The sequence below is a fragment of the Streptomyces sp. Xyl84 genome (assembly GCF_059731885.1).
The window spans coordinates 2,292,545-2,316,517 of sequence record NZ_AP029182.1; the positions used below are offsets into that span (position 1 = coordinate 2,292,545).

Consider the following 23,973-nt stretch of genomic DNA (forward strand, 5'->3'; position numbering starts at 1 on the left):
CGCAGGTTAGCGGTCGTTCACGCGGGAGGCAGCACCGGTGTGCGCCGGCCCGCACCGGCGCGCGCGCCCGCGGACGGCAGGTGCCGCGCCCCCGCCGAGGGGGCGCGGGGTGCCCGTCCTTACGACGTCCACTCCTGCCAGGACAAGTTCCAGCCGTTGAGGCCGTTGTCCGGGGCGACGGTCTTCTCGTGGGAGTTCTTGACGAGGACCACGTCGCCGATCATCGAGTGGTTGAAGAACCAGGCGGCCGGCGTGGAGCTGTCGTAGCCGCCGCGCACGTCGCGCAGGCCGATGCAGCCGTGGCTGGCGTTGTAGTTGCCGAAGGCGTCGCCGCCCCAGTAGTTGCCGTGGGCGAAGGTCCCGGAGGTGGTCAGCCGGATGGCGTGCGGGACGTCCTTGATGTCGTACTCGCCGCCGTAGCCGACGGTCTCGCCGTTCATCCGGGTCACCGAGAGCTTCTCGCTGATGACCATCCGGCCGTTCCAGGTGTCGTAGCCGGGCTTGCCGGTGGTGACCGGGAGGGTCTTGACCGTCTTCCCGTCCTGCGTGACCTTCATCGTGTGCTTCTTGGCGTCCACGACGGACACCTGGTTGCGGCCGATGGTGAAGGAGACGGTCTTGCTCTGCTTGCCGTAGACGCCGGGGCGGCCCTCGACGCCGTCGAGGCTGAGCTTGACGGTGACCTTGGTGCCGGCCTTCCAGTAGTGCTCCGGGCGGAAGTCGAGCCGGTCGTTGCCGAACCAGTGGCCCTCGACGTCGACGGCCGGTTCGGTCTTGATCTCGATGGCCTTCTCGACGGCGTCCGGGTGCGTGATGCCCCGGGTGAAGTTGACGGAGAACGGCATTCCGACCCCGACGGTGGAGCCGTCCTCGGGCGTGAAGCTGCCGATGAAGGTGTTCTTCGGCGTCAGCGTGGTGAAGCTGGAGTCCTGGGCCGCCTGGCGGCCGTCGGAGTCCTTGGCGACGGCGTGGACCGTGTACCTGGTCGAGGCGGCCAGGTGGGTGGACGGCGTCCAGGTGGTGCCGCCGCCGGTTATCTTCCCCGGTATCTCCGCGCCCTTGGCGTCCTTGACGACGACCTGGGTGAGCGTGCCCTTGCTCGCGCCGACCTTCAGGGCGCCGCTGGTGTCGACGGAGGTCGCACCGTCCTTCGGGGCGATGGTGAGGACCGCCTGCGACTGCTTGCTCCCGGCGGCGCCGGAGTCCTTGCCCTTGCCCTGCCCGCCCTCGGTGCCGGAGTCGCCCCCGCCGCAGGCGCTGACCGCGAGGACCAGCGCGCCGGAGACCAGCGCCAGCATCCCCCTGGTCCCCCGGCGTCCCCCCGGGCCCCGCCGCCGGCCCGACCCCACCGACGCCCCCGATATCGGCCGCATGTTCAACTCTGTCTCCTCCCCCGGGCCGGTCAGCCAGCCCCGAGCCCCAGCGCTCACCGCGCACACTCGCGCATAGTAACCACAAGGTCAGGGGCCAGATGTCAGTCAATTGTCACTGTTGCGTCCCAAGTTCGGCAGCCACGGGAAACGGTCGTCGGCCGGCCTCGTCCCCGCCTCCGCCGGCTCCTTCGCCCCACCCCGGCCGGCGGCCTCCGTCCCCTCCGGTGGACGGCTCGGCCCGGCGGGCGGCTCCGCCCCGGCCCGTCCGGGTCACTTGACCGCGCCGCCCGCCTTCCAGTCGTCCCAGTTCATGTTCCAGCCGCCGAGCCCGTTGTCCGGCTCCACGGTCCCGTCCTCGCTGTGGACGATCTCCACCACGTCACCGACGAGGCTGCGGTCGAAGAACCAGCCCGCGGGGGTGTCGGAGCCGCCGCCCTTGACGTCCTTCAGGCCCACGCAGCCGTGGCTGACGTTGGCCCGCCCGAACGGCTCCGGCACCGACCAGTAGTTGCCGTGCAGGAAGGTGCCGGAGGCGGTGAGCCGCATGGCGTGCGGGACGTCGGGGATGTCGTACTCGCCGCCGAATCCGACCGTCCGGCTGTTCATCCGGGTGACCTCCTGCATCTCCATCACCACCATCTTCCCGTTGTAGGTGGTGTGCTGGGGCGCCCCTGCGGTGATGGGGACGGTCGCCAGCAGCTCGCCGTCGCGGCGCACCTGCATGGTGTGCTCGGCGGCGTCGACCAGGGAGACCTGGCTGCGGCCGACGGTGAAGGAGAAGGACTTGTGCTGGAGCCCGTAGACACCGGGGGCCGCCTGGACGTCCCTCAGCCGCAGGTCGACGGTGACCCGGGTGCCCGGCGTCCAGTAGTGCTCGGGCCGGAAGTCCAGCCGGTCCCTGCCGAACCAGTGCGGCCGGATCTCCACCGGCGGCCGCGAGGTGACCCGGACGGCGCGCTGGACGGCGGCGCGGTCGGCGATCTCCCGGCTGAACGCCAGGGAGACGATCATCCCGGTGCCGACCACCGCCCGGTCCTCGGGGGTGACGTAGCCGATGAAGCGCTCCTCGGGGACGTAGGTGGTGAAGCCGGCGTGCCGGGCCCAGCGGTGCCCCTCGCCGTCGACGGCCACGGCGTCGACCGTGTACCGGGCGGCGAGGGCGAGCCTGTCGTCGTCGGGCCGCCAGGTCCGGCCGTCGCGGGAGAGGCGGCCGGTGACCTGTGTGTCCTGCGCGTCCTGGGACCGGACGACCCTGACGGACTCCAGGTGCCCGGTGCCGGCCCGCACCCGCAGTCGCGTGCCCGGCCGCACGCCCTGGCTTCCGTCGTCCGGCGAGATCCGGACCGCGTTCGCCGCCGCCGCGGGTCCGCCGGGAGCCCCGCCCGGCCCTCCGGTGGTGCAGCCGGTGGCCCCGGCCAGCAGGCCTGCCCATGTCAGTACGGCGGCCAGCGCGGCCCCCGCGCGCCGTGCGCGCCGTTGTACGTGCCTCACGAGCTGCCCAACGACCGGCCCGCCCCCGGGAAACGTGAGTGCGAGCCGAGCGCTGGGCAGAACAGTGAGGAGGAGCACGCGCCCGGAAGCCGCGCCGGGAGGAAGCCGCGGAGACGGACCGGAGCCGAACGAGCCGCACCAGCCGAAAAAAGGGGCCGACCAGGTGTCCAGCGCAGCCGAGCAGGAGGCGGTGGCGGGCGGGCGCGCCACCGGGAACGGGCGCACGGGTGACGCCGGGCGCACCGGTGCCGACGGGCACTCCGGTGACGCCGGGCGCGCCGGTGAGGGCGTGCGTCCGTCCGGGGTCGTGACCGGGGCGCGGCGCGCCGCTCCGCCGCCCGCCGAGCCCGTGTGGCCCGGCGCGCCCACCCCTCTGGGCGCCCGCTTCCGGGTGGGCCCGGACGGGGTGGCGGGGACGAACTTCGCCCTGTGGGCGGGCGGCGCGGAGGCGGTCGACGTCTGTCTGTTCGACGAGGCCGGCCGGGAGACCCGGGCCCGCCTGACCGAGCTGACGCACGAGATCTGGCACGGCTTCGTCCCCGGCGTGCTGCCGGGCCGGCGCTACGGCTTCCGGGTGCACGGCCGCTGGGACCCGTGGACCGGCGCCCGCTGGAACCCGGCGAAGCTGCTGCTCGACCCGTACGCGCGCGCGGTGGACGGCGAGTTCGCGCTGCCCCCGGAGGTCTACGGGCACGTACGGGACTGGCCGGAGCAGCACGTCGCCGACACCGTGCGCGACGACCGCGACTCGGCGCCCTTCGTCCCCAAGGGGGTGGTCGTCCAGGACGACGACGACTGGTCGGACGACCGGCGCCCCAAGACGCCCTGGGCGGACTCCGTCATCTACGAGCTGCACGTGCGCGGCTTCACCAAGCTGCACCCGGGCATCCCCGAGGAGCTGCGGGGCACCTACGCCGGTCTCGCCCACCCGGCGGCGATCGAGCACCTGGTGAAGCTGGGGGTGACGGCGGTGGAGCTGCTGCCGGTGCACCAGTTCGCCCACGAGGACCACCTGCTGCGCCGCGGCCTGCGCAACCACTGGGGCTACAACTCGATCGGCTACTTCGCCCCGCACGCCGCCTACGCCGCCTCCGGCACCGCCGGGCAGCAGGTGGGCGAGTTCAAGCGGATGGTGCGCGCGCTGCACGCGGCCGGCATCGAGGTCGTCCTGGACGTGGTCTACAACCACACCGCCGAGGCGAACGAGTACGGTCCCACCCTGTCCCTGAAGGGCATCGACAACCAGCGCTACTACCGTCTCGCGCCCGACGCCCGCCGGTACGCCGACTACACCGGCTGCGGCAACACCCTGAACGTCGTCCAGCCGCACGTATTGCGGCTGATCACCGACTCGCTGCGCTACTGGGTGACCGAGATGGGCGTGGACGGCTTCCGCTTCGACCTGGCGGCGGCGCTGGCCCGTTCGCTGCACGACGTCGACATGCTCTCCCCGTTCCTCGCCGTCATCGCGCAGGACCCGGTGCTGCGCCGGGTCAAACTGATCGCCGAGCCGTGGGACATCGGTTCGGGCGGCTACCAGGTGGGTGCCTTCCCGCCGCTGTGGGCGGAGTGGAACGACCGCTACCGCGACGCCGTACGGGACTTCTGGCGCCACGCGCTGCCGGACGTGCGGGAGATGGGCTACCGGCTGTCCGGCTCCAGCGACCTGTACGCCTGGGGCGGGCGCCGCCCCTACGCGTCCGTCAACTTCGTCACCGCGCACGACGGCTTCACCCTGCGCGACCTGGTGAGTTACGACCGCAAGCACAACGAGGCCAACGGCGAGGGCAACCGGGACGGCTCGGACGACAACCGCTCCTGGAACTGCGGCGCGGAGGGCGAGAGCGACGACGAGCGGATCCGGGCGCTGCGGCGCAGGCAGCTGCGCAACCTGCTGACCACGCTGCTGCTGTCCACGGGCGTGCCGATGCTGGTCGCGGGCGACGAGCTGGGCCGCACCCAGCGCGGCAACAACAACGCCTACTGCCAGGACAACGAGATCGGCTGGCTGGACTGGAGCCTGCTCGACGACCCGGGCTGGAAGGCGCTGTCCGAGCTGACGTCCCGGCTGATCGCGCTGCGCCACCGGCACCCCGTGCTGCGCCGCCGGGCGTTCTTCTCCGGGCTCGCGCACTCGGCGGACGGGCTGCGGGACCTGGCCTGGTTCACCGCGCGCGGCACCGAGATGACGGAGGGCGACTGGTACGCGCCCGCCGCCACGCTGGGCATGTACCTGTCCGGCAGGGACATCCCGGGCCGGGACGAGCGCGGCGCACCGGTCCTCGACGACAGCTTCCTGGCCGTGCTGCACGCCGGGGAGGCGCCGGTGGACTTCGTCCTGCCGGGGCCGCCGTGGGCGGAGCGCTACGAGGTGGTGGTGGACACCGGCCGCGAGGACCAGGCCGGGGAGCCCGGCGGAACCCACCCGGCGGGGACCGTGGTCACCGTGCCGGGGCGCACGGTGCTGCTGCTGAGGGTGGCCGGCTGAGATCCGCCGGCCGCGGGCGGTGCGGGTGCCGTCGCGGGGTGCGGGTGAGCGGCCGACGGGTGGCGGGATCACGGCCGTTCACGGCTGTTCACCGTGGTTGACGGATTGACCGGTTGACGGCCGAAAGTATGAGTGGTTGACTACACACATGAAGACGGAACGCCCCCGCCAGTTGTCCACCGCCGAAGAGCGCCGCGAGACGGTCCTGGACACCGCCGTCGGCACCTTCGCGGCCAAGGGTTACTTCGGCACCACCACGAACGAGGTGGCCAGGGCGGCCGGCATCTCCCAGGCGTACGTCTACCGGCTCTTCCCCACCAAGGAGGCCCTGTTCACGGCGGTCGTCGAGCGCTGCTTCGTGCGGGTGCGGGCGGCCCTGGAGGAGGGCGCCGCCCAGGCCGCGGACAGCACACCGGAGGCGGTCCTGTCCGCCATGGGGGACGCCTACGCCAGGCTGATCAGCGACAACGACCTCATGCTGGTCCAGCTGCACGCCCAGGCGGCGGCGGTCTCCGAGCCCGCCGTCCGGGAGGCCGTGCGCGCGGGTTACGCCCGTACGGTCGAGTACGTCCGCGGCACCTCGGGGGGCGGCGAGGAGCAGGTCCAGCGCTTCTTCGCCGTCGGCATGCTGTGCCACCTGCTGGTGTCGCTCGACGCCGACTCCGTCGACGCGCCCTGGACGCGGACGCTGGCCACGGGCATCCGGCACCACTGACACCCGCCCCACCCTCACCCCACCCCTCGCCCCCTCCACGGGCGGCCGACGGGCCCGTCACCGGCCCGGCAGCCGCCCTTTTCCGGAACCATTCAGTGAGTGGTCAACCACTCATATCGAGACGGAGAACAGCCATGCGTGTGACCGAGATAGTCCTCCCCGCCCCCGGGGAGCCGGAGACCCTGCGGACCCGGGTGCGCGACCTGCCGGAGCCGGGGCCCGGCCAGGCCCTGGTCCGCGTCGAGGCCAGCGGCGTGACCTTCGCGGAGCAGCAGATGCGCCGCGGCACGTACTACGACATGCCGCCCTTCCCCTTCGTCCCCGGCTACGACCTCGTCGGCGTCGTGGAGGCGGTCGGCGAGCCCGTACCGGGGCAGCCGTCCCCCGCCCCGGGGCAGCGGGTCGCCGCGCTGACCAAGACCGGCGGCTGGGCCGACCACGCGCTGCTGGAGGCCGCCGACCTCGTCCCGGTCCCCGACGGCGTGAGTGCGGCCGAGGCGGAGACGCTGGTGACCAACGGCGCCACCGCCTGGCGCATGCTGCACCGCGGCGCGCGCGTGCGGCCGGGCGAGACCGTCGTGGTGCACGGCGCCAACGGCGGGGTCGGCAGCGTCCTGGTCCAGCTCGCCCGCGCCCACGGGGTGCGGGTCATCGGCACCGCCTCCGCCCGCAACCAGGAAGCCGTCCGCGCGATGGGCGCCCTCCCCGTCGACTACCGCCGCGACGTGCCCGCCCAGGTCCGCGCCCTCGCCCCGCACGGCGTGGCCGCCGTCTTCGACCACGTCGGCGGCCCGGGCATCAAGGACTCCTGGCGGATGCTCGCCCGCGGCGGCACCCTCGTCTCCTACGGCAGCGCCGCCACCCGCGACGCGCCCGGGAACGGCAGGATCCCGGTCCTCGCGCTGGTGGGCCGGCTGCTCCTGTGGAACGCGCTGCCCAACGGCCGCCGCGCCCACTTCTTCAACCTGTGGGCCGGCCGGGCCAGGCGCCCCGAGCGCTTCCGGGCGCTGCTGCGCGAGGATCTCGCGCAGGTCTTCGCGCTGCTCCGCTCCGGGGCCCTGACGGCCAGGATCGACCGCGTCTACCCGCTCGACCAGGCCGCCGAGGCCCTGCGGTACGCCGAGTCCGGGTCCGTGGTCGGCAAGGTCGTCATCGCGCCGGGCGCCCCCGCCGTCGGCTGACCCGTGCCTGGGGGCCGGTCAGCCGAGGATCCCCCGGTCGTAGGCCGCCGCGACGGCCGCCGCCCGGTCCTTGACGCCGAGCTTGGCGTACAGGTGGGTGAGGTGGGTCTTCACCGTGGCCTCGCTGATGAACAGCTCCCGGGCGATCTCCCGGTTGGAGGTGCCGCGGGCGACCAGGACCAGCACCTCGCGCTCGCGGGCGGAGAGCGGTTCGCTGCCCGCGGCGGGGGCGCGGACCGCGGAGACCAGGCGGGAGGCGACGGCCGGGGAGAGCACCGTACGGCCCTCGGCGGCGGCCCGCACCGCGGTGAACAGCTCCTCGCGCGGGGCGTCCTTGAGCAGGTAACCGGTGGCGCCCGCCTCGATCGCGGGCAGCGTGTCGGAGTCGGTGTCGAACGTCGTCAGCACGAGCACCTTGGCGCGGGCACCGCGGCGGGTCAGCTCCCGGATCGCGTCGACGCCCGAGCCGCCCGGCATCCGCAGGTCCATGAGGACGACGTCCGGGTCGAGCGCGGCGGCCTTCTCCACCGCCTCCGCACCGCCGGACGCCTCGCCGAGCACGGTGAAACCGGGGGCGGCCTCGAACATGCCGCGCAGACCGTCCCGTACGACGGGATGGTCGTCGACGATCAGCAGGGAGACGGGCGTGTCATCGGTCATCGCCCACCAAAGGTACGCGAGCCGAGACCGCGGTACCGTGGCCGGGCTCGGACTCGACCGTCAGGGAGCCCGCGATGCGTTCGGCGCGGGCGCGCATGCCGTCCAGGCCGAACCCGCCGGCGCGGGTGCGGGCGGGCACGGCGAGCGGGTCGAAGCCCCGGCCGTCGTCGCGGATGTCCAGCAGGACCACGTCGCCCATGAAGGACAGGGTGACGCCGACCCGGGAGCAGCGGGCGTGCCGGGCGGCGTTGGACAGGGCCTCCTGGGCGATGCGCAGCAGTGTCGCCGAGACCTCGTCGTGCAGCGGCAGGGCGGTGCCGGTCACGGTGAAGTCGGCCCGGGTCCCGGTGCGTTCGCCCCACTGGGCGACGGTGCTCTTCAGCGCCTCGGGCAGCCCGGCGTCCGCCAGGTCCACCGGGGCGAGGTTGTGCACCGAGCGGCGGGCCTCGCCCAGGCTGTGCCGGGCCAGGTCCATGGCGCGGCCCACGTGCTCGCGGGCCGTCGCCTCGTCCGGTGCGGCGGACACCACCTGGAGCTGGGCGATGATGCCGGTCAGCCCCTGGGCGAGGGTGTCGTGGATCTCGGCGGCCAGGCGCCGGCGCTCGTCGGCGACACCGGCCTCGCGGGCCTGGAGGAGGAGCTGGGCGTGCAGCGCGGCGTTCTCGTCGAGGGCCTGCTGCAACGCCGTGTTGGTGCGCTCCAGTTCGCAGATGCTGGCGGCCTGGGTGCGGGCGCGGGCCTGCTCCTGGTCGGCGTACCGGGTGAACACGAGGACCAGGCCGGCGTTGGCGCCGAGCACCACGACGAAGCCGAACCAGAGGACCAGGCCGTGCGGCGGCATCCCGCCGATCTCGCTGCCGGCCATGGTGACGGCGGTCAGGCACAGGCCGGGCAGCACCAGCCGGCGCGGCAGTTGCCGGGCCGCGGTGTAGTAGCCGGCGACGGCGTAGAAGGCGAAGAACGGGTTGAGCCAGGTCAGGACGAAGCCCAGGGTCCAGCGCGCGAAGTAGAAGCAGGCGCTGGCCCGCCCCGGCATCGGCCGCTCGCGGGCCCAGCGCGTCCATCCCGCCTGGAGGACCAGCGCGACGAGCACCAGGACGACGGCGACGGCGATCTCGCGCCGGCTCATGCCGACCGCGACGGCCGAGCCGGCCGCCGTGAGCACGGCCACGACGAGCAGGGCGTAGGGCCCCCAGGTGTCGAAGGAGGCCCGCGGCTGCTTCCACTCGGCGGTCGTCGTGGCTGTGGGGTCCGGCATGGCCCCAGTGTCCGGCACGGCCCCTCTCTCGGGCACGGCCCCGGTGTCGGGCATGAGGGAGGTCACTCCCAGCGGAACCAGCGGGCGGCGCCGGCGGTGAGCAGCACCGTCCACGCCACCAGCACGCCCAGGTGGGTCCAGCCCGGCCAGTGACCGGCGGCGGCCTGGTTCAGGGCCTGCGCGGCGGCCCCGAAGGGCGTGTACCCGACGATCCGGGCGAGCACGTGGGGCATGGACTGCACCGGCACCCACAGGCCCGCGCAGAACATCATCGGGAAGAGGACGGCGCCCCCGATCGCGCCGGCGATCTTCGTGGTGCGCGACAGCGCGGAGACGACGGAGCCCAGCGCGAGGGCGGCGCAGACGGCCAGCAGCAGCGCGAGCGCGTAGCCGAAGGGCTGCTCGGGCAGGCGTACGCCGAAGGCGAGGCGGCCGACGGACAGGGCGAGCAGCGCCGACACCAGCGCGGCACCCGCGAAGAGCACCATGTGCGCCGAGAGCAGGACGAGCGGCCGGACCGGAGTGGCGGACATCCGGCGCAGGATGCCGCGCTCGCGGTAGCCGGTGAGGACCTGCGGCATGGCCTGCAGCCCGCCGAGGATCATGCCGAGCAGCACCGCGACGGGCACGTAGACGTCGATGAGCCGCAGCCCGCCGAGCCCGCTGTCGTGCTCCCTGAAGGACGGGACGGATCCGAGGATCGCCAGCAGCAGGGCGGGGAACAGCAGGATCCAGAAGATCGCGCCGGGCTCGCGGCGGAACAGGCGGATCTCGGTGCGCAGCACGGCCGGGTTCACCAGGGCGCTGCTCATACGGCGGCCTCCGTCAGGTCCAGGAACGCGTCGTCGAGCGTGGCGTCGGCGACGCGGAGTTGGTGGGCGGTGATGTGGTGGCGGGCGAGCAGGGTGATGACGGCGTTGACGGTGGTGTCGGTGCCGGACAGCGTGATCCGGCCGTCCTTGGACGTCACCGACGCCAGGTCGGGCAGCGCGTTCAGCTCACGCTCGTCCAGCGGCGCGGACGGGGTGAAGCTGATGACGGTGGCGCCCGCCGAACGCCGGATCAGCCCCTGCGGGGTGTCCAGGGCGGCGATCCGGCCCTGGTCGATCACGGCGATCCGGTCGCACAGCCGCTGCGCCTCCTCCATGAAGTGCGTCACCAGCAGGACGGTGACGCCGCCCGCCCGGACGTCCTCGATGAGCTGCCAGGTGTCGCGGCGGGCGCGCGGGTCGAGCCCGGTGGTCAGCTCGTCCAGGACGACGACCCGGGGGTTGCCGACCAGGGCGAGCGCGATGAACAGGCGCTGCTTCTGGCCGCCGGACAGCTTGGCGAAGCGGGTGGTGAGCCTGCCGGTGAGGCCGAGGCGCTCGGCGAGCGGGCGCCAGTCGGCCGGATGCGGATAGAAGGAGGCGTACAGCTCCAGCGCCTCGCGGACGGTGAGCTTGGGCTGCAGCTCGCTCTGCTGGAGCTGCGCCCCGAGGACACGGGCGACCTCCTCGTGGTCGGTGACCGGGTCGAGCCCGGTGACCCGGACCCGGCCCGCGTCGGGCACCCGCAGGCCCTCGACGCACTCCACCGTGGTGGTCTTGCCGGCGCCGTTCGGGCCGAGGACGCCGAAGATCTCACCCTCCTCGACGGCGAAGGAGACGCCGTCGACGACGGCCCGGCCGGCGTAGGACTTGCGCAGTTCGCTGACTTCGATGACGGACATGGCACCAGGGTCCCGGCCGGCGGCATCCGCGCACATCGCCCGACGCGCTCGAAGCGGCATCAGCCGATCGGCCGATGCGGCGCTACGACCGGACGACGGGCGGGGTCCGCCGACCGGGCGAAGGCGGAGGCCGGGGGCGGGCCGGTGCACGGGCGCGCGAGGGGCGCGCAGGGGTGGTGCGCCGGCCGGGGCCCGGGTGGAGGTGCGGCGCAGGGCGGGCGGTACCGGCGGGACGGGGGCGCGGCGGAGGGCGGCCCCGGCAGGGCGGGGTCGGCCAAAACTCGGTGGGCGATGTCAGTGCCGGTCCGTAGTCTCCGCAGTGATGTCCACTACACCTACGCCTCCTACCGCCCGGACCCCTGCCGCCCCCGCCCGCCCCGGCGAGCCGTCCCGGCCCGCCGGCCCCGCCGCCCCGGCCGCCGGACGGTCGGCCGTCAGGACGCTGCTGCGCCTGTGGCCGTACGTACGCCCGGTGCGCACGCGGCTGTCCGCCGCCGCGTTCGTGGCGATCGTCGCCTCCTGCGTGGGGCTGGTGATCCCGCTGGTCCTGAAGTGGCTGGTGGACGGGCCGGTCGCCGACGGGGACCAGGGCGGTGTGTGGCTGGGCGCGCTGTACCTGCTGCTGCTCGGCATCGCCGAAGCCCTGCTGTTCGGGCTGCGCAGGTGGCTGGTGGCCCGCCCGCTGGCGAACGTCGAGGCCGGGATGCGGGCCGGCCTGTACGGGCACCTGCAACGGCTGCCGGTCGCCTTCCACGACCGCTGGGCGTCGGGCCAGTTGCTGTCCCGGGGCACGACCGACCTGATGCTGCTGCGTCAGTTCCTCGCCTTCCCACTGACGTTCCTGCTGGTCAACGGTGTGACGATCCTGGTGGGCATCGTCATCATGCTGCTCCAGGACTGGACGCTGGGCCTGGTGATGCTGGCGCCCGCCGTGCCGCTGATCGCCCTGAGCGCCCTCTTCGAGACGCGGTACGCGCACGTGGCGCGGCTGGCGCAGGACCAGGTCGGCGACCTGACGACGGTGGTCGAGGAGAGCGTGCTCGGCATCCGCATCATCAAGGGGTTCGGACGGCACCGCAGCCAGGCGCGGGCGTTCCGCGAGCTGTCGGCCACCCTGCGCGGCACCGAACTGCGCAAGGCCCGGCTGCTGGCGACCATCTGGGCGGTCATCATGTGCCTGCCCGAAGTGGCCATCGGGGCCACGCTGGTGGTGGGCGCCGTGCAGGTGGCGGACGGCGGGCTGTCGGCGGGCACGCTGGTCGCCTTCCTGTCCACGGCGCTCGCCCTGCGCTGGCCGGTGGAGTCGATCGGCTTCCTGCTCGCGATGAGCCAGGAGGCGGCGACCGCCACCGAGCGGTACTTCGAGGTGATGGACGCGGAACCGGAGTCCACCGGGCCGGACACCGTGACGCCGGACGCTCGCCCCGCGGCCGGCAGCGGCGGCGACAGCGCCCTCACGGCCGTGAGGGCGGACGGAGACACCGGCGCCGCGAGGGCGGACGGAGACACCGGCGCCGCGAGGGCGGACGGAGACACCGGCGCCGCGAGGGCGGACGGAGGCACCGCCACGGCCGGCGGCACCGGCACCGTGGCGGACGGCGGGAAGGCGGACGGCGGCCCCGGCGAGCCCGTCCCGGGCGGGCTCCGCTTCGAGAACGTCCGCTTCCGCTACCCCGACGCCCCGCCCGGCTCCCCGCCCCTGCTCGACCGTGTCGACCTGCACATCCGTCCCGGCGAGTCGATGGCCCTGGTCGGCGCCACCGGGAGCGGCAAGACGACCCTGACGGCGCTCGTGCCCCGCCTGCACGAGGTGACCTCCGGCCGGATCACGCTGGACGGCACCGACATCCGCGCGATGGACCGGCGGACCCTGCGCACCCTCGTCGCCGTCGCCTTCGAGGAACCCACCCTGTTCTCCGCGAGCGTCGGCGACAACGTTCTCATGGGCGCCGGCGAAGACGCGGACGCCGGTGAGCTGGACCGCGCGCTCGCCGTGGCGCAGGCCAGGTTCGCGCACGCCCTCCCGCAGGGCACCGCCACACAGGTCGGCGAGCAGGGCCTGAGCCTGTCCGGCGGCCAGCGCCAGCGCCTGGCGCTGGCCCGCGCGGTCGTCGGCCGGCCCCGGTTCCTCGTCCTGGACGACCCGCTGTCCGCCCTCGACGTGCACACCGAGGCCGCCGTGGAGGCCGCGCTGCGCCAGGTGCTCGCCGACACCACGGCCCTGATCGTCGCCCACCGCCCCTCCACGGTGCTGCTGGCCGACCGCGTCGCCCTGCTCTCCGGCGGCCGGATCACCGCCGTGGGCACCCACCACGAACTGCTGCGCACCAACGCCGAGTACGCCCGCCTGATGTCCGGCGGCGGCCCCCGCGACGAGGAGGACGACGACCGATGACGGCCCCCACGACGTCCGTCCCCGCCCCCGGCGAGGAGGACGACCTGCCCCGGACGGGCACCGCCGGTGACACCGGTGACCCCTTCGACCGGGACGTGCTGCCCACTCCCCCGGGCGCCACGTCCACACTGCTGCGCTCGCTGCTGGCGCCCATGAAGGCGCGCGTGGCCGTCACCACGCTCGTGCTGCTGCTCCAGCAGGCGGCCGTGCAGGCGGGCCCGCTGCTGGTGGCGTACGCCATCGACACGGCCGTCCCGGCCTTCCGGGGCCACGACCACGGGCCGCTGGTCGCGGTCGCGGTCGGCTACCTGCTGTGCGCGCTGGCCTCGGGCGCCCTGCAGTGGGTGTTCATCGTGGCCGCCGCCCGGGTCAACCAGGACGTGCTGCTGGACCTGCGCGGCCGGATCTTCCGGCACGCGCAGGCGCTGAGCGTGGACTTCCACGAGCGCTACACCTCGGGCCGGCTCATCTCCCGCTCCACCACGGACGTGGAGTCGCTGCGCGAACTGCTCAACGAGGGTCTGCAGGAACTGATCACCGTCGTCCTGTCCTTCGTCTCCATCTCGGCGATGCTGCTCTGGCTCGACGCCGGTCTCGGCGCGGTCGCGGTGGCCTCGTTCGTGCCGCTGTACCTGCTGGTGCGGCTCTACCAGCGGCGCGTGGGGCGGGTGTACCGGGAGCGGTCCACGGCGATCGCGGCGGTGATCGTGAAGTTCGTGGAGACGATGAACGGCATCCGGCCGGTGCGGGCCTTCCGCCGGGAGCGGGCCAACGACGCCGCCTTCGCCGCCCTCAACCGGCGCCACGAGCGGGCCAACGGTGACGCGCTCCTGGAGATGGCCCGCTATGTCGTCGGCTCCCGGCTGGTGGCGAACACGGCGGTCGCGGCGATCGTCCTGTGGGGTGCCTGGCGGGTCACGGACGGCTCGCTGGAACTGGGGGTGCTGGCGGCGGCGGTGCTGTACCTGCGCCGGCTGTACGACCCCATCGACCGGCTCGGCATGTTCCTGAACTCCTACCAGTCGGCGGCGGCCTCCCTGGAGAAGATCGCGGGGCTGCTCGCGCAGACCCCGTCGGTGCCCGAGCCGCCGGTGCCGCGTCCGCTGCCGCCCCGCAGGTCCGCCCTCCCCGGCCGTGAGGTGGTCTTCGACGGCGTCCGCTTCGCCTACCGCACCGGCGGGGAGGTGCTGCCCCGCTTCGGCCTGACGCTCCCGGCCGGGCAGACCGTCGCGGTGGTGGGCTCCACCGGCGCGGGCAAGTCGACCCTGGCCAAGCTGCTGGCCCGCTTCTACGACCCGAGCGAGGGCCGGGTGCTGCTGGACGGCGTGGACCTGCGCGAGCTGGCCGTGCCCGAACTGCGGCGCGGGGTCGTCATGGTGACGCAGGAGGCCTTCCTGTTCTCCGGGACGGTCGCCGAGAACATCGCCATCGGCCGCCCCGAGGCGAGCCGCGAGGAGATCGAGCGGGCCGCGAAGGCGATCGGCGCCCACGACTTCATCAGCGCCCTGCCCGACGGGTACGACACGGACGTGCGCAAGCGCGGCGGCCGCATCTCGGCGGGCCAGCGACAACTGGTCGCCTTCGCACGCGCGTTGCTCGCCGACCCGGCGGTGCTGATCCTGGACGAGGCGACCAGTTCGCTGGACATCCCCGGCGAGCAGGCCGTGCAGCGCGCGATGGCGACGGTCCTGCGGGGCCGTACGGCGGTGGTCATCGCCCACCGTCTGTCCACGGTGGAGATCGCCGACCGGGTGCTGGTGATGGAGCACGGCCGGATCGTCGAGGACGGCACCCCGTCCGAACTCGTCGCGGGCACCGGCCGCTTCGCGCACCTGCACCGCGCCTGGCGCGACAGCCTGGCCTGAACGACTGCGAGGGGGGACCCTTGATCGACGCGTACGCGGACCCGGGCGCGCCCGACACCCGGGGCGGCTGGTGGTACCTGTGGTGGCTGGTGGCCCGGCAGCCGGGCCGCTCGGTCGCGGGCGCGGTGCTGGCCAGCGTCTGGATGGTGCTGCTCGCGGCGACGCCGTACCTGATGTCGCGTGCGGTCGACGACGGGCTCCAGACCGACGACACGGGCGCGCTGGCCCTGTGGTCGGGCGCGCTCTTCGCGGTCGGCGCCTTCAACGCCTGGCTGAGCATCCTGCGCCACCGCACGATGACCCGGGTGCGCATGGACGCCAACTTCCGCACGGTCAAGGTCGTCGTGGACCACGTGGTGAAGCTGGGCGCCGCGCTGCCGCGCCGCACCGCCGCCGGGGAGGTCGTCACCATCGGCGTCGGCGACGTGCAGACCATCAGCCAGTGCCTGACCGTGGTCGGCCCCGGGGTGGGCGCGGCCGTCGTCTACGTGGCGGTGGCGGTGGTGCTGCTGTCGGTGTCCGTGCCGCTGGCCGCGGTCGTGCTGCTGGGGGCGCCGGTGACCGCGCTGCTGGTGGGGCCGCTGACCCGGCGGCTGCAGCGGGCCGAGGGCGAGTACCGGGAGCGGCAGGGCGTGCTGACCGCGCGGATCGGCGACCTCGCGGGCGGGCTGCGGGTGCTCAACGGGCTCGGCGGCAAGGGGCTGTTCGCGGACGCGTTCCGGCAGGACTCGGGGCGGCTGCGGGCGCAGGGGTACCGGGTGGGCGCGGTGACCAGCTGGCTGCAGGCGCTCGGCACGGGCCTGCCGGTGCTGTTCCTCGCCGTCGTCACCTGGCTGGGGGCCCGGCTGGCCGCCCAGGGGCGGATCACCGTGGGCGAGCTGGTGTCGGTGTACGGGTACGTCGCCGTCCTGGTGACCCCGGTGTCCTTCTTCGTCGAGTCGGGCTACCAGCTCAGCCGGGGCGTGGTGGCCGCGCGCCGGGTGGTGCGGCTGCTGCGACTGGAACCCGAGGAGGACAGCGGCACCCTGCCGCCGCCCGCGCGGCCCGCGGCGCTGCACGACCCGGAGTCGGACGTGCGGGTGGAGCCGGGACGGCTGACCGCGCTGGTCTGCGCCCGTCCCGCGGACGCGGCGGCGATCGTCGACCGCCTGGGCCGCTACGAGCCGTCGGCGGCGACCTGGGACGGCGTACGGCTGGACGCGTACGCGCTCGCCGGCGTGCGGGAGCACATCCTGGTCGCGGACGGCGAGGCGGACCTGTTCGCGGGCTCCTTGCGGGAGGTGGTGTCCGGCGCCCGGGACCGGGATGCGGACGAGGTGGCCGGGGCGCTGCGGGCGGCCGCCGCCGAGGACGTCGTGCAGGGGCGGGCCGGCGGCCTGGACGCGGCCGTGACCGCGCAGGGCCGCAGCCTGTCCGGGGGGCAGCGCCAGCGGGTGCGGCTGGCGCGGGCGCTGCTGGCCCGTCCGCGGGTGCTGCTCGCCGTGGAGCCGACCTCCGCGCTGGACGCGCACACCGAGGCCGTGGTGGCGAAGCGGCTGCGGCAGGCCCGCGCCGGCCGGACGACGCTCGTCACCACCACCTCCCCGCTGGTCCTGGACCACGCGGACACCGTGCACTACCTCGTCGACGGCAGGGTCGCGGCGACGGGCGGCCACCGCGAACTCCTCGCCACGCAGCCGGCGTACCGGGCGCTGGTGGCACGGGACGCGGAGGGGAGCACGCGGCGGACCGCGCCCGCGGCGGCCGGGAAGAACACGGAGCCGCCCGTGCGGGGAACTGCTCAGGAGGCCCTGCGATGACGGCGGACGACGCCGCCGGCGGGCTGCCGGTCGCCGGGCGGACGCGGGTCCGGCGGGCCGCGCTGCGGCTGGTCCGGGCCGACGGGCGGGCGTTCGCGGCCGTCCTGGTCCTGAACGTGCTGGCCGCCGCGGCGGGACTCGCCGGTCCCTGGCTGCTCGGCCGGATCATCGACCACGTCCGCGCGGGCGGCGGGACCGCCGGCGTGGACCGGCCGGCCGTGGGCATCCTGGTGGCCGCACTGGCACAGCTGCTGCTGGCGCGCTGGGCCCGGTACGCCGGGCACCGCTTCGGCGAGCGCACTCTCGCACGGGTGCGCGAGGAGTTCGTGGACCGGGCGCTGGCCCTGCCCGCCTCGGTGGTGGAGCGGGCCGGCACCGGCGACCTGACCACGCGCGGCACCGCGGACGTGGCCGCGGTCGGCACCACGCTGCGCACCGTGGGCCCCGAACTGCTGGTCAGCACCGTCCAGGCGCTGTTCGTGCTGGTCGCCGTCTTCCTGCTGGACCCGCTGCTCGGCGCCGTCGGGGTCCTGGCGCTGGCCCCGGTCGGGGGCGCGTTGCGCTGGTACCTGCGGCGGGCCCGGGACGGCTACCTCCGTGAGGGCGCGGCCAACTCCGCCGTGGCCGAGGTCCTGGCGGCCACCGCCTCCGGTGCCCGTACGGTCGAGGCGTACCGGCTGGCCGGGCGGCGGGTCGCGGCGAGCCGCGAGGCACTGGACGCCTCCCGGCGCGCCCGGCTGTACACGCTGTTCCTGCGGAGCGTGTTCTTCCCGGCGGTCGAGGTGTCGTACGTGCTGCCCGTGGCCGGGGTGCTGCTGGTCGGCGGGGCGCTGCACGCGCGGGGCGCGGTGACGGTGGGCGCGGTGGTGGCCGCCGCCCTGTACCTGCGGCAGTTCACCGAGCCGCTGGACCAGATCCTGATGCACGTCGAGCTGCTGCAGAGCAGCGGCGCCTCCTTCGCCCGCGTCGAGGGCCTGGCCGGGGCCCCGCGGTCCGCCGCGGACCGGGCACCCGCCCCCGCGGACGACCGCATCGACGTGACCGGGGCCCGCTACGCCTACGAGAACGGCGGCGAGGTGCTGCGCGGGGTCGACCTGACCGTGCGGCCCGGGGAGCGGCTGGCCGTGGTGGGCCCGTCCGGTGCGGGCAAGACCACGCTGAGCAGGCTGCTGGCGGGCGTGGACGCGCCGAGCGCGGGGTCGGTGACCGTGGGCGGGGTGCCGGTCGCCGCGCTGGAACCGGAGCTGCTGCGCCGCCAGGTCGTCCTGGTCACCCAGGAGCACCATGTGTTCCTGGGCACGGTCCGCGACAACCTGCGCATCGCCGAACCGGCCGCGTCGGACGGGCAGTTGTGGTCGGCGCTGGGTGCCGTGGGCGCCGACGCCTGGGTGCGGGAGCTGCCGGACGGCCTGGACACCGGGCTGGGCACGGGCGCCCACCCGGTCGACGGGGCCCGGGCCCAGCAGCTCGCCCTGGCCCGGGTGGTGCTGGCCGATCCGCACACCCTGATCCTCGACGAGGCCACCGCGCTGCTCGACCCCTCGACCGCCCGCCACGCCGAACGCGCGCTGGCCGCCGTCCTCCGGGGCCGTACGGTCATCGCCGTCGCCCACCGCCTGCACACCGCGCACGACGCCGACCGGGTGGCCGTGATGGAGGACGGCCTGCTCACCGAACTGGGCACCCACGAGGAGCTGGTGGCGTCGGGCGGGGCGTACGCGGCGCTGTGGCACACGTGGCACGGCGACGAAAGCCCAGCGGTGAGCGGAGGCGAGGGCCCGGAGGTGGACGGGGACGAGGGCTGGGAGGCGGTGGCGGACGAGGACCGGGAGGCGGTCACGGACAGGAGCCGGGAGGCGGCCGGGGACGAAGGCCGGGAGGCGGGCGCGGACGACACCTCGCAGGCGGTCGCGGACGAAGGCCGGGAGGTGGTCGGGGGCGGGGCCGGGGGCTGACCGGCCGGTCGTCAGGGCAGCTTCGGCGGGGTCCAGTCGGCGTGCCGGAGGATGGCCCGCATCGTGGCGCCGGACGGTGCCAGCCGGAGGCCGGCGTTGCGGACGGCGACGGCCGGCGGCCACCTGAGCTGCTGGCCCATCCGGCCGGCCTGGCGGGCGGCGCGGGCCACGGACTGGCTGCGCGGGCGGCGCTCGGCGTCGTAGCGGGCCAGCGCCGCTTCGAGGGCCGGTCCGGCGGCGAGCGCGGCGGCGAGGGTGACCGCGTCCTCCAGGGCCTGGCAGGCGCCCTGACCGAGGTGGGGGGTCATGGCGTGGGCGGCGTCGCCCAGGAGGACGATGCGGCCGACGGCGTAGGCGGGCAGCGGGACGGTCAGTTCGTGGATGTCGTGGTGCAGGACGGCGCCGGGGCGGGTGGCCGCGAGCAGCGCGGGGACCGGGTCGTGCCAGCCGGCGAAGCGGCGGCGCAGCGCGGCGAGCGGGTCGGCGGGGCGCACCCCGGGCGGTGAGCTGAGCACGGCGTGCCACTCCGCGCGGCCGTCCCGGAAGGCGATGTGCCCGAACTCGGCTCCCCGGCCCCAGGTCAGTTCGAAGTCGGTGCGCAGGTCCACCGGGTGCTCGGTGACGGCGCGCAGGACGGTGGACCCGCTGTAGGCGGGGCCGGGGTGGTGCGGGAACAGCGCCCGGCGCAGGCGGCTGCCGACGCCGTCGGCGGCGACGACGAGGTCGGCGCCGAGGACGTCACCGGGCCCGGCCGCGGGACCGGAGGCGGCATGGGGGGCGGCCGCGGGACCGGAGGCGGCATCAGGCCCGGCCGCCGGGCCGGAGGCGGCATCGGGGGCGGCATCGCGGCCGGAGGCGGCATCGGCGCCGGCGGCGCCCCCGTGCAGCAGGACCCGCACCCGCCCGTCGCCGGTGTCCTCCACGGACGTCACTTCCGCCCCGGTCCGCAGGCACTGCGGCGGGAGGGCGGCGCGCAGGGCACGGTGCAGGGCGGCGCGCGGGATGCCGACGATGGGCGTGCCCAGCTCCCGTTCCAGGGCGGCGCCGTCCATCCTGGACAGCCACCGGCCGCCGGGGGTGCGGGTCCCGCCGGTGTACTGCGGCCGGGCGGCCGCGCGCACCGCCTCGCCGACGCCGAGGGCGTCCAGGGCGCGCATGCCGTTGGCGTGCAGGGAGATGCCCGCCCCGGCGTCGGCGAGCACCGGTGCGCGTTCGGCGACCACGACCTCCCAGCCGACCGCGCGCAGACCGATCGCCGCGGCCAGCCCGCCGATGCCCCCGCCCACCACCACCGCAGTGCCGCCCATACCGGCCCCTTCCGTAGGTCACACATCCCGGATCTTCTACGTCTGTAGAAGATCCGCGCCGAGCGTACGCCCCCTCTCTACAGGTGTAGAAATAGGGGGTGCCCACACCCACCGACCGCCGTACCGCCCTCGCCGACGCGGCCATCGCCGTCCTCGCGTGCCAGGGCATGCGCGGACTGACCCACCGCGCCGTCGACCGGTCGGCGGACCTGCCCCCCGGCACCACCTCCGCCTACTTCCGCACGCGCCGGGCCCTGCTCACCGCTCTGGTCCGGCGTCTGGTCGCGCTGGACCAGGCGGAACTCCAGGAGGCGGGCCGGCGGACACCGGTGCCGCGCGACCCGGAGGAGCTGGCGGCGGGCATCGCCGCCCTGTCCGCACAGCGGCTGACGGGAGAAGGCCGGACGCGCTCCCTGGCCCGCTACGCGTGCGCGATCGAGAGCGTGCACCACCCCGAGCTGCGGGAGATCCTCACCCCGCGCGAGAACGCGGGACGGGAGACCGTACGCGCCTTCCTGACCGCCCGCGGCGTCCCGGAAGCGGACGCCGACGCACGCACGGTCACCCTGCTGACCTGTGTGGACGGTCTGGTCTTCGACCGGCTGGTGAACGGCGGGACGGTGTCGCCCGCGGACGTGCGGGGCCTGGTCGCGGGCGCGCTGCGGCGGGACGCGCCGGACGACGCGGGGCGGTGAGGGACCGCGTGGGGCCGGGAGCAGAATGGCTCACATGGCCGTCATCCACCGCACCACCGTCAAGCCCACCAAACTCGAACTGCTCACCGCCTGGCTGCCCTCCCGCACCTGGTACGCGGGCGCGTCCGGACCGGAGTTGACCAAGGCGGGCGGCTTCCGCCTGGACGACCCTGACGGCGAGGTCGGCATCGAGTTCATGGTCGTCAACGACACCGCCGGTCCCCGCCCCGCCACCTACCTGGTGCCCCTCACCTACCGCGCCGCCCCTCTCGACGGCGCGGAACACGCCCTGGTCGGCACCATGGAGCACGGCGTGCTGGGTCCGCGCTGGGCCTACGACGGCTGCCACGACCCGGTGCTCACCGGCCAGTTGGCCGCCCTGATCGACGGCCGGGCCGAGGCTCAGGCGCAGAGCGTCAGCGACACCCCGGACCGCGAGATCGTCCGCTCGTACGCCGGTACGCACCCGGCCCCCACCGCGTTCTCCGCGGTCACCGACACGCCGCGGGCCACGGAACTGACCGCTGCCGACGGCACCGTGCTCCTCCTGCACCGGGTCCTGACGCCCGCCCGGGAGGACGGCCCGCCGCTCGCGCCCCCGGCGGCCACCGGCCACGTCGCGGGCCCCTGGCAGCAGCCGGACGGCACCCGCGCCCAGGGAGTCTTCGCCGTCCTGCGCGCAGGCGCCCGGGCCTGAGAGCTCCGAACGACATGCGAGCCGGGCGCCCGTCCGGTTCTGAGGTCCCAGTCTCCCGGGCGCCCCGCAGGAGCGCCCACCGGCCCGGCGGCGGCGGGCGCTCGCGACGCCGCGGGCGCGCAGGGAGCGCGGGCCCTTCGCAGGATCCGGCTCACCGGATGAGGGTGCGCAGGACGGGCACGCTCGCGCCTGAACTCGTCAGCCCGGCCAGGACGGCGGCGGCGACCGGGGCACCGGTGTGCGCGGTGAGGAACCCGACGACCAGGCCGATCACGATCGCCGTGAGCAGGACGACGGTGGTGTGCAGGGAGAGGAACGGCGGGGCGGCGGGCTCGTCCGGGGAGGAACCGGACGGCTGAGGTGTCCGAGTCGTGGTCATGTCCCGACTGTGCTCCGTCCGGCGGGGCGCGCACGGTCCGCCGAACAAGTCCGGAGGAACCCGAGCGCGGGGGCGGCACCGCCGTACGGCCGCCGTACGGCGCCGTGCGCCGCCGAACGCGTACCGCCGTACGGCACCGTTCGGGAGCGTTCCGCCAAGTTCGGTGCCGTACGGCCCCCGTGCCCCTAACCTGGCTCGTCACCACGCGACACCAGGGGGAGGGCGGTCATGGAGCAGGCGCAGGAGCCGCACACTGCCGGGGAGCTGCTGCGGGAACAGGCCCGGCTGCTGAACGAGCTGAAGGTGCGGGCGGGCGATCCGTCGCTGCGGACCATCGCGCGGCGGGCCGCCCGGCTCTTCGCCGACGAGCGCGCCTCCCTGCCGCCCGCCACGCAGAGTTCCCTCTTCAACGGCGGCTACAGCGGCCTGGACCGGCTGATCTGGCTCGTGCGGACCCTGCTGTCCTGGGACCGGTACGGCAGGGAGTGCGAGCCGCCGGACCCCACGGCGGCCGAGCTGGACGCGTGGCGCGCGCGGTGGGCGGCCGTCACGGAGGCGCGCGCGGCACTCAGGCAGGGCAGGCAGTCCGGACGGGACCGCGACCGCCCCCGGCAGCCGGACTCCGCCGCGGGACCGGCGCCGGCCGAGGTTCCCCCTCCGTCCTCGTCCCCGTCGTCGCCTCCCTCCCCGTCCCCGCCCCCGTCCCCGTCGTCGCCTCCGTCCTCATCGCCCTCTGAGCGCCCGGCCTCCTCCACCTCCCCGGCTTCCTCCACGAAGCCCCTCGGATGCCTCGCGACCCGCGCCGTGGCGCACGCCATCGAGCGGGGACACCCCATGGGCCTGCCCCCGCTGGAGGCGAGCGACCTGGTCGCCGCGGTGGCGTTCTCGCCGGACGGCACCCTCCTCGCCGTCGGCAGCCACGACGGCACCGTGCACCTGTGGGACCCCGCCGCCCGCAGGCCCCTGGCCGAGCTGCCGACCGGCCGCCGGGGACCCGCGACCGCGCTGGCCTTCTCCCCCGACGGCAAGCTCCTGGCCGTCGGCGGCCACGGCACGGCCGTCGGGCTGTGGGACCCCGCGACGGGCGCGCCCGCCGGAGAGCCTCTGCTCGGTCACCACGGCGCGGTGCACGCGGTGGCCTTCTCCGCGGACGGCGCGCTGCTCGCCACCGGCGCCGAGGACGGCACGGTCCGGCTGTGGGACCCGGCCACCCGCGAGCCCGTGGGAGACCCGCTCACCGGCCACCGCGAGCAGGTCAACGCGATGGCGTTCGCTCCCGACGGCACACTTCTGGCCACCGCCTCCCGGGACATGACGGCCCGGCTGTGGGATCCGGCCACCCGCGAGCCGGCCGGCGCACCCCTGCGGCACCAGGGCGCCGTGGTCACGGTCGCGTTCTCCCCCGACGGCACCCTGCTGGCCACCGGCAGCCGCGACCGGGCGGCACGGCTGTGGAACCCCGCCACCCAGGAGCCCGCCGGCGAGCCGCTGCACCTGCTCGGAGCGGTCTTCGCGCTCGCGTTCTCCCCGGACGGCACCGTGCTGGCCACCGGCACCGGCGACCGGACGGCACGGTTGTGGGACCCGCGGACGAGACGGCCCGTGGGACAGCCCCTCGCCGGCCACCAGGGCGCGGTCTTCGCACTCGCGTTCTCCCCGGACGGCACGCTGCTGGCCACCGGCGCCGGCGACCGGACGGTCCGGCTGTGGATGACCCCGGCGGCGGCCCGCCTCATGGCCGCGGCGCACACCGGCTGAGCCCCGGGCGTCCGGTTCGTATACCGAACATGAACTTCCGGACAACGGACGTTTTCCGGCCAACTTGATGACGCGCTCCTGACAAGCGCCGCGTACTCCTGCCAATCTTCCCCTCGGCCGTTCACAGTCACCCCACAGCACCCCCACCGTTCCGCGGACCGTGGGCCGGCCCGCATCCCGTACGCCGGCACGTCGCAGCCCGTCGCACGTCAGTACGTGGCACGTCAGCTCGTCGGCACGTCAGCC

Annotated in this window: 17 protein-coding genes and 1 pseudogene; 10 read left to right on the plus strand and 8 right to left on the minus strand. The window is 75.0% G+C overall.

All coding sequences use genetic code 11. The annotated features are described in order from the left end of the window. Nucleotides 1-119: 119 nt before the first annotated feature. Both AC6I72_RS09740 and AC6I72_RS09745 read right to left on the minus strand, forming a co-directional pair. Complete coding sequence (locus tag AC6I72_RS09740) at nt 120-1,298, minus strand: L,D-transpeptidase (protein ID WP_498000432.1); 1,179 nt, start codon at nt 1,296-1,298, stop codon at nt 120-122. Nucleotides 1,299-1,643: 345 nt separating this feature from the next. Next, nucleotides 1,644-2,864: a L,D-transpeptidase gene (locus tag AC6I72_RS09745; protein WP_498000433.1), complete on the minus strand. Its 1,221-nt coding sequence runs from the start codon at nt 2,862-2,864 to the stop codon at nt 1,644-1,646. 163 nt (nt 2,865-3,027) lie between these two features. Here AC6I72_RS09745 and glgX point away from each other — a divergent pair, with 163 nt between their 5' ends. The 3 genes from glgX to AC6I72_RS09760 all read left to right on the plus strand — a co-directional run bounded on the left by glgX (nt 3,028) and on the right by AC6I72_RS09760 (nt 7,248). Continuing rightward, nucleotides 3,028-5,352 (plus strand): glycogen debranching protein GlgX, encoded by a 2,325-nt coding sequence (gene glgX / locus AC6I72_RS09750; protein ID WP_498000434.1) that lies wholly within the window; start codon nt 3,028-3,030, stop codon nt 5,350-5,352. 148 nt (nt 5,353-5,500) lie between these two features. Next, nucleotides 5,501-6,067, plus strand: coding sequence for a TetR/AcrR family transcriptional regulator (locus tag AC6I72_RS09755; RefSeq protein ID WP_498000435.1), 567 nt, complete (start codon nt 5,501-5,503; stop codon nt 6,065-6,067). A 134-nt stretch (nt 6,068-6,201) separates the two neighbouring features. Further along, the gene (locus AC6I72_RS09760) at nt 6,202-7,248 is read left to right on the plus strand and encodes a medium chain dehydrogenase/reductase family protein (RefSeq protein WP_498000436.1); all 1,047 of its coding nucleotides are present in this window, start codon (nt 6,202-6,204) and stop codon (nt 7,246-7,248) included. Nucleotides 7,249-7,266: 18 nt separating this feature from the next. On the opposite strand, the gene AC6I72_RS09765 is transcribed toward AC6I72_RS09760, so the two are convergent. From AC6I72_RS09765 to AC6I72_RS09780, 4 genes are all read right to left on the minus strand, one after another. Continuing rightward, the gene (locus AC6I72_RS09765) at nt 7,267-7,908 is read right to left on the minus strand and encodes a response regulator (RefSeq protein WP_498000437.1); all 642 of its coding nucleotides are present in this window, start codon (nt 7,906-7,908) and stop codon (nt 7,267-7,269) included. Further along, entirely contained in the window at nt 7,898-9,166 is a 1,269-nt protein-coding gene (locus tag AC6I72_RS09770) for a sensor histidine kinase (RefSeq protein ID WP_498000438.1), read from the minus strand. The genes AC6I72_RS09765 and AC6I72_RS09770 overlap by 11 nt, the downstream gene beginning before the upstream one ends. Before the next feature lie 62 nt (nt 9,167-9,228). Then, nucleotides 9,229-9,978 carry an ABC transporter permease gene (locus AC6I72_RS09775; protein ID WP_498000439.1) on the minus strand — a complete coding sequence of 250 codons (750 nt, stop codon included), beginning with the start codon at nt 9,976-9,978 and terminating at the stop codon, nt 9,229-9,231. Further along, a complete protein-coding gene (locus AC6I72_RS09780; protein ID WP_498000440.1) occupies nt 9,975-10,877 on the minus strand; it encodes an ABC transporter ATP-binding protein in 903 nt (300 codons plus the stop codon). Before AC6I72_RS09780 ends, AC6I72_RS09775 begins: the two co-directional genes overlap by 4 nt. Before the next feature lie 322 nt (nt 10,878-11,199). On the opposite strand from AC6I72_RS09780, the gene AC6I72_RS09785 reads away from it, so the two are divergent. The 4 genes and pseudogenes from AC6I72_RS09785 to AC6I72_RS09800 form a co-directional block, all read left to right on the plus strand. Then, nucleotides 11,200-13,272: an ABC transporter ATP-binding protein gene (locus AC6I72_RS09785; RefSeq protein WP_498000441.1), complete on the plus strand. Its 2,073-nt coding sequence runs from the start codon at nt 11,200-11,202 to the stop codon at nt 13,270-13,272. After that, nucleotides 13,269-15,137: an ABC transporter ATP-binding protein gene (locus tag AC6I72_RS09790; RefSeq protein ID WP_498000442.1), complete on the plus strand. Its 1,869-nt coding sequence runs from the start codon at nt 13,269-13,271 to the stop codon at nt 15,135-15,137. The genes AC6I72_RS09785 and AC6I72_RS09790 overlap by 4 nt, the downstream gene beginning before the upstream one ends. A 20-nt stretch (nt 15,138-15,157) precedes the next feature. Further along, nucleotides 15,158-16,936, plus strand: coding sequence for an ABC transporter transmembrane domain-containing protein (locus AC6I72_RS09795; RefSeq protein ID WP_498000443.1), 1,779 nt, complete (start codon nt 15,158-15,160; stop codon nt 16,934-16,936). Then, nucleotides 16,933-18,681, plus strand: a pseudogene (locus tag AC6I72_RS09800) (ABC transporter ATP-binding protein); the annotation flags it as partial. The gene AC6I72_RS09795 and the pseudogene AC6I72_RS09800, both read left to right, overlap by 4 nt. 221 nt (nt 18,682-18,902) lie before the next feature. On the opposite strand, the gene AC6I72_RS09805 reads toward AC6I72_RS09800, so the two are convergent. Further along, the gene (locus AC6I72_RS09805; RefSeq protein ID WP_498000444.1) at nt 18,903-20,198 is read right to left on the minus strand and encodes an FAD-dependent monooxygenase; all 1,296 of its coding nucleotides are present in this window, start codon (nt 20,196-20,198) and stop codon (nt 18,903-18,905) included. Between the two features lie 98 nt (nt 20,199-20,296). On the opposite strand from AC6I72_RS09805, the gene AC6I72_RS09810 reads away from it, so the two are divergent. Both AC6I72_RS09810 and AC6I72_RS09815 read left to right on the plus strand, forming a co-directional pair. After that, nucleotides 20,297-20,893, plus strand: coding sequence for a TetR/AcrR family transcriptional regulator (locus AC6I72_RS09810; protein WP_498000445.1), 597 nt, complete (start codon nt 20,297-20,299; stop codon nt 20,891-20,893). Between the two features lie 34 nt (nt 20,894-20,927). Further along, nucleotides 20,928-21,590 carry a maltokinase N-terminal cap-like domain-containing protein gene (locus AC6I72_RS09815; RefSeq protein WP_498000446.1) on the plus strand — a complete coding sequence of 221 codons (663 nt, stop codon included), beginning with the start codon at nt 20,928-20,930 and terminating at the stop codon, nt 21,588-21,590. A gap of 151 nt (nt 21,591-21,741) precedes the next feature. Here AC6I72_RS09815 and AC6I72_RS09820 read toward each other — a convergent pair whose 3' ends face one another. Beyond that, nucleotides 21,742-21,969, minus strand: a complete 228-nt coding sequence (locus AC6I72_RS09820) for a hypothetical protein (RefSeq protein WP_498000447.1) — start codon at nt 21,967-21,969, stop codon at nt 21,742-21,744. A gap of 228 nt (nt 21,970-22,197) precedes the next feature. Here AC6I72_RS09820 and AC6I72_RS09825 point away from each other — a divergent pair, with 228 nt between their 5' ends. Then, complete coding sequence (locus AC6I72_RS09825; protein WP_498000448.1) at nt 22,198-23,727, plus strand: WD40 repeat domain-containing protein; 1,530 nt, start codon at nt 22,198-22,200, stop codon at nt 23,725-23,727. The last annotated feature ends 246 nt before the right edge of the window (nt 23,728-23,973 follow it).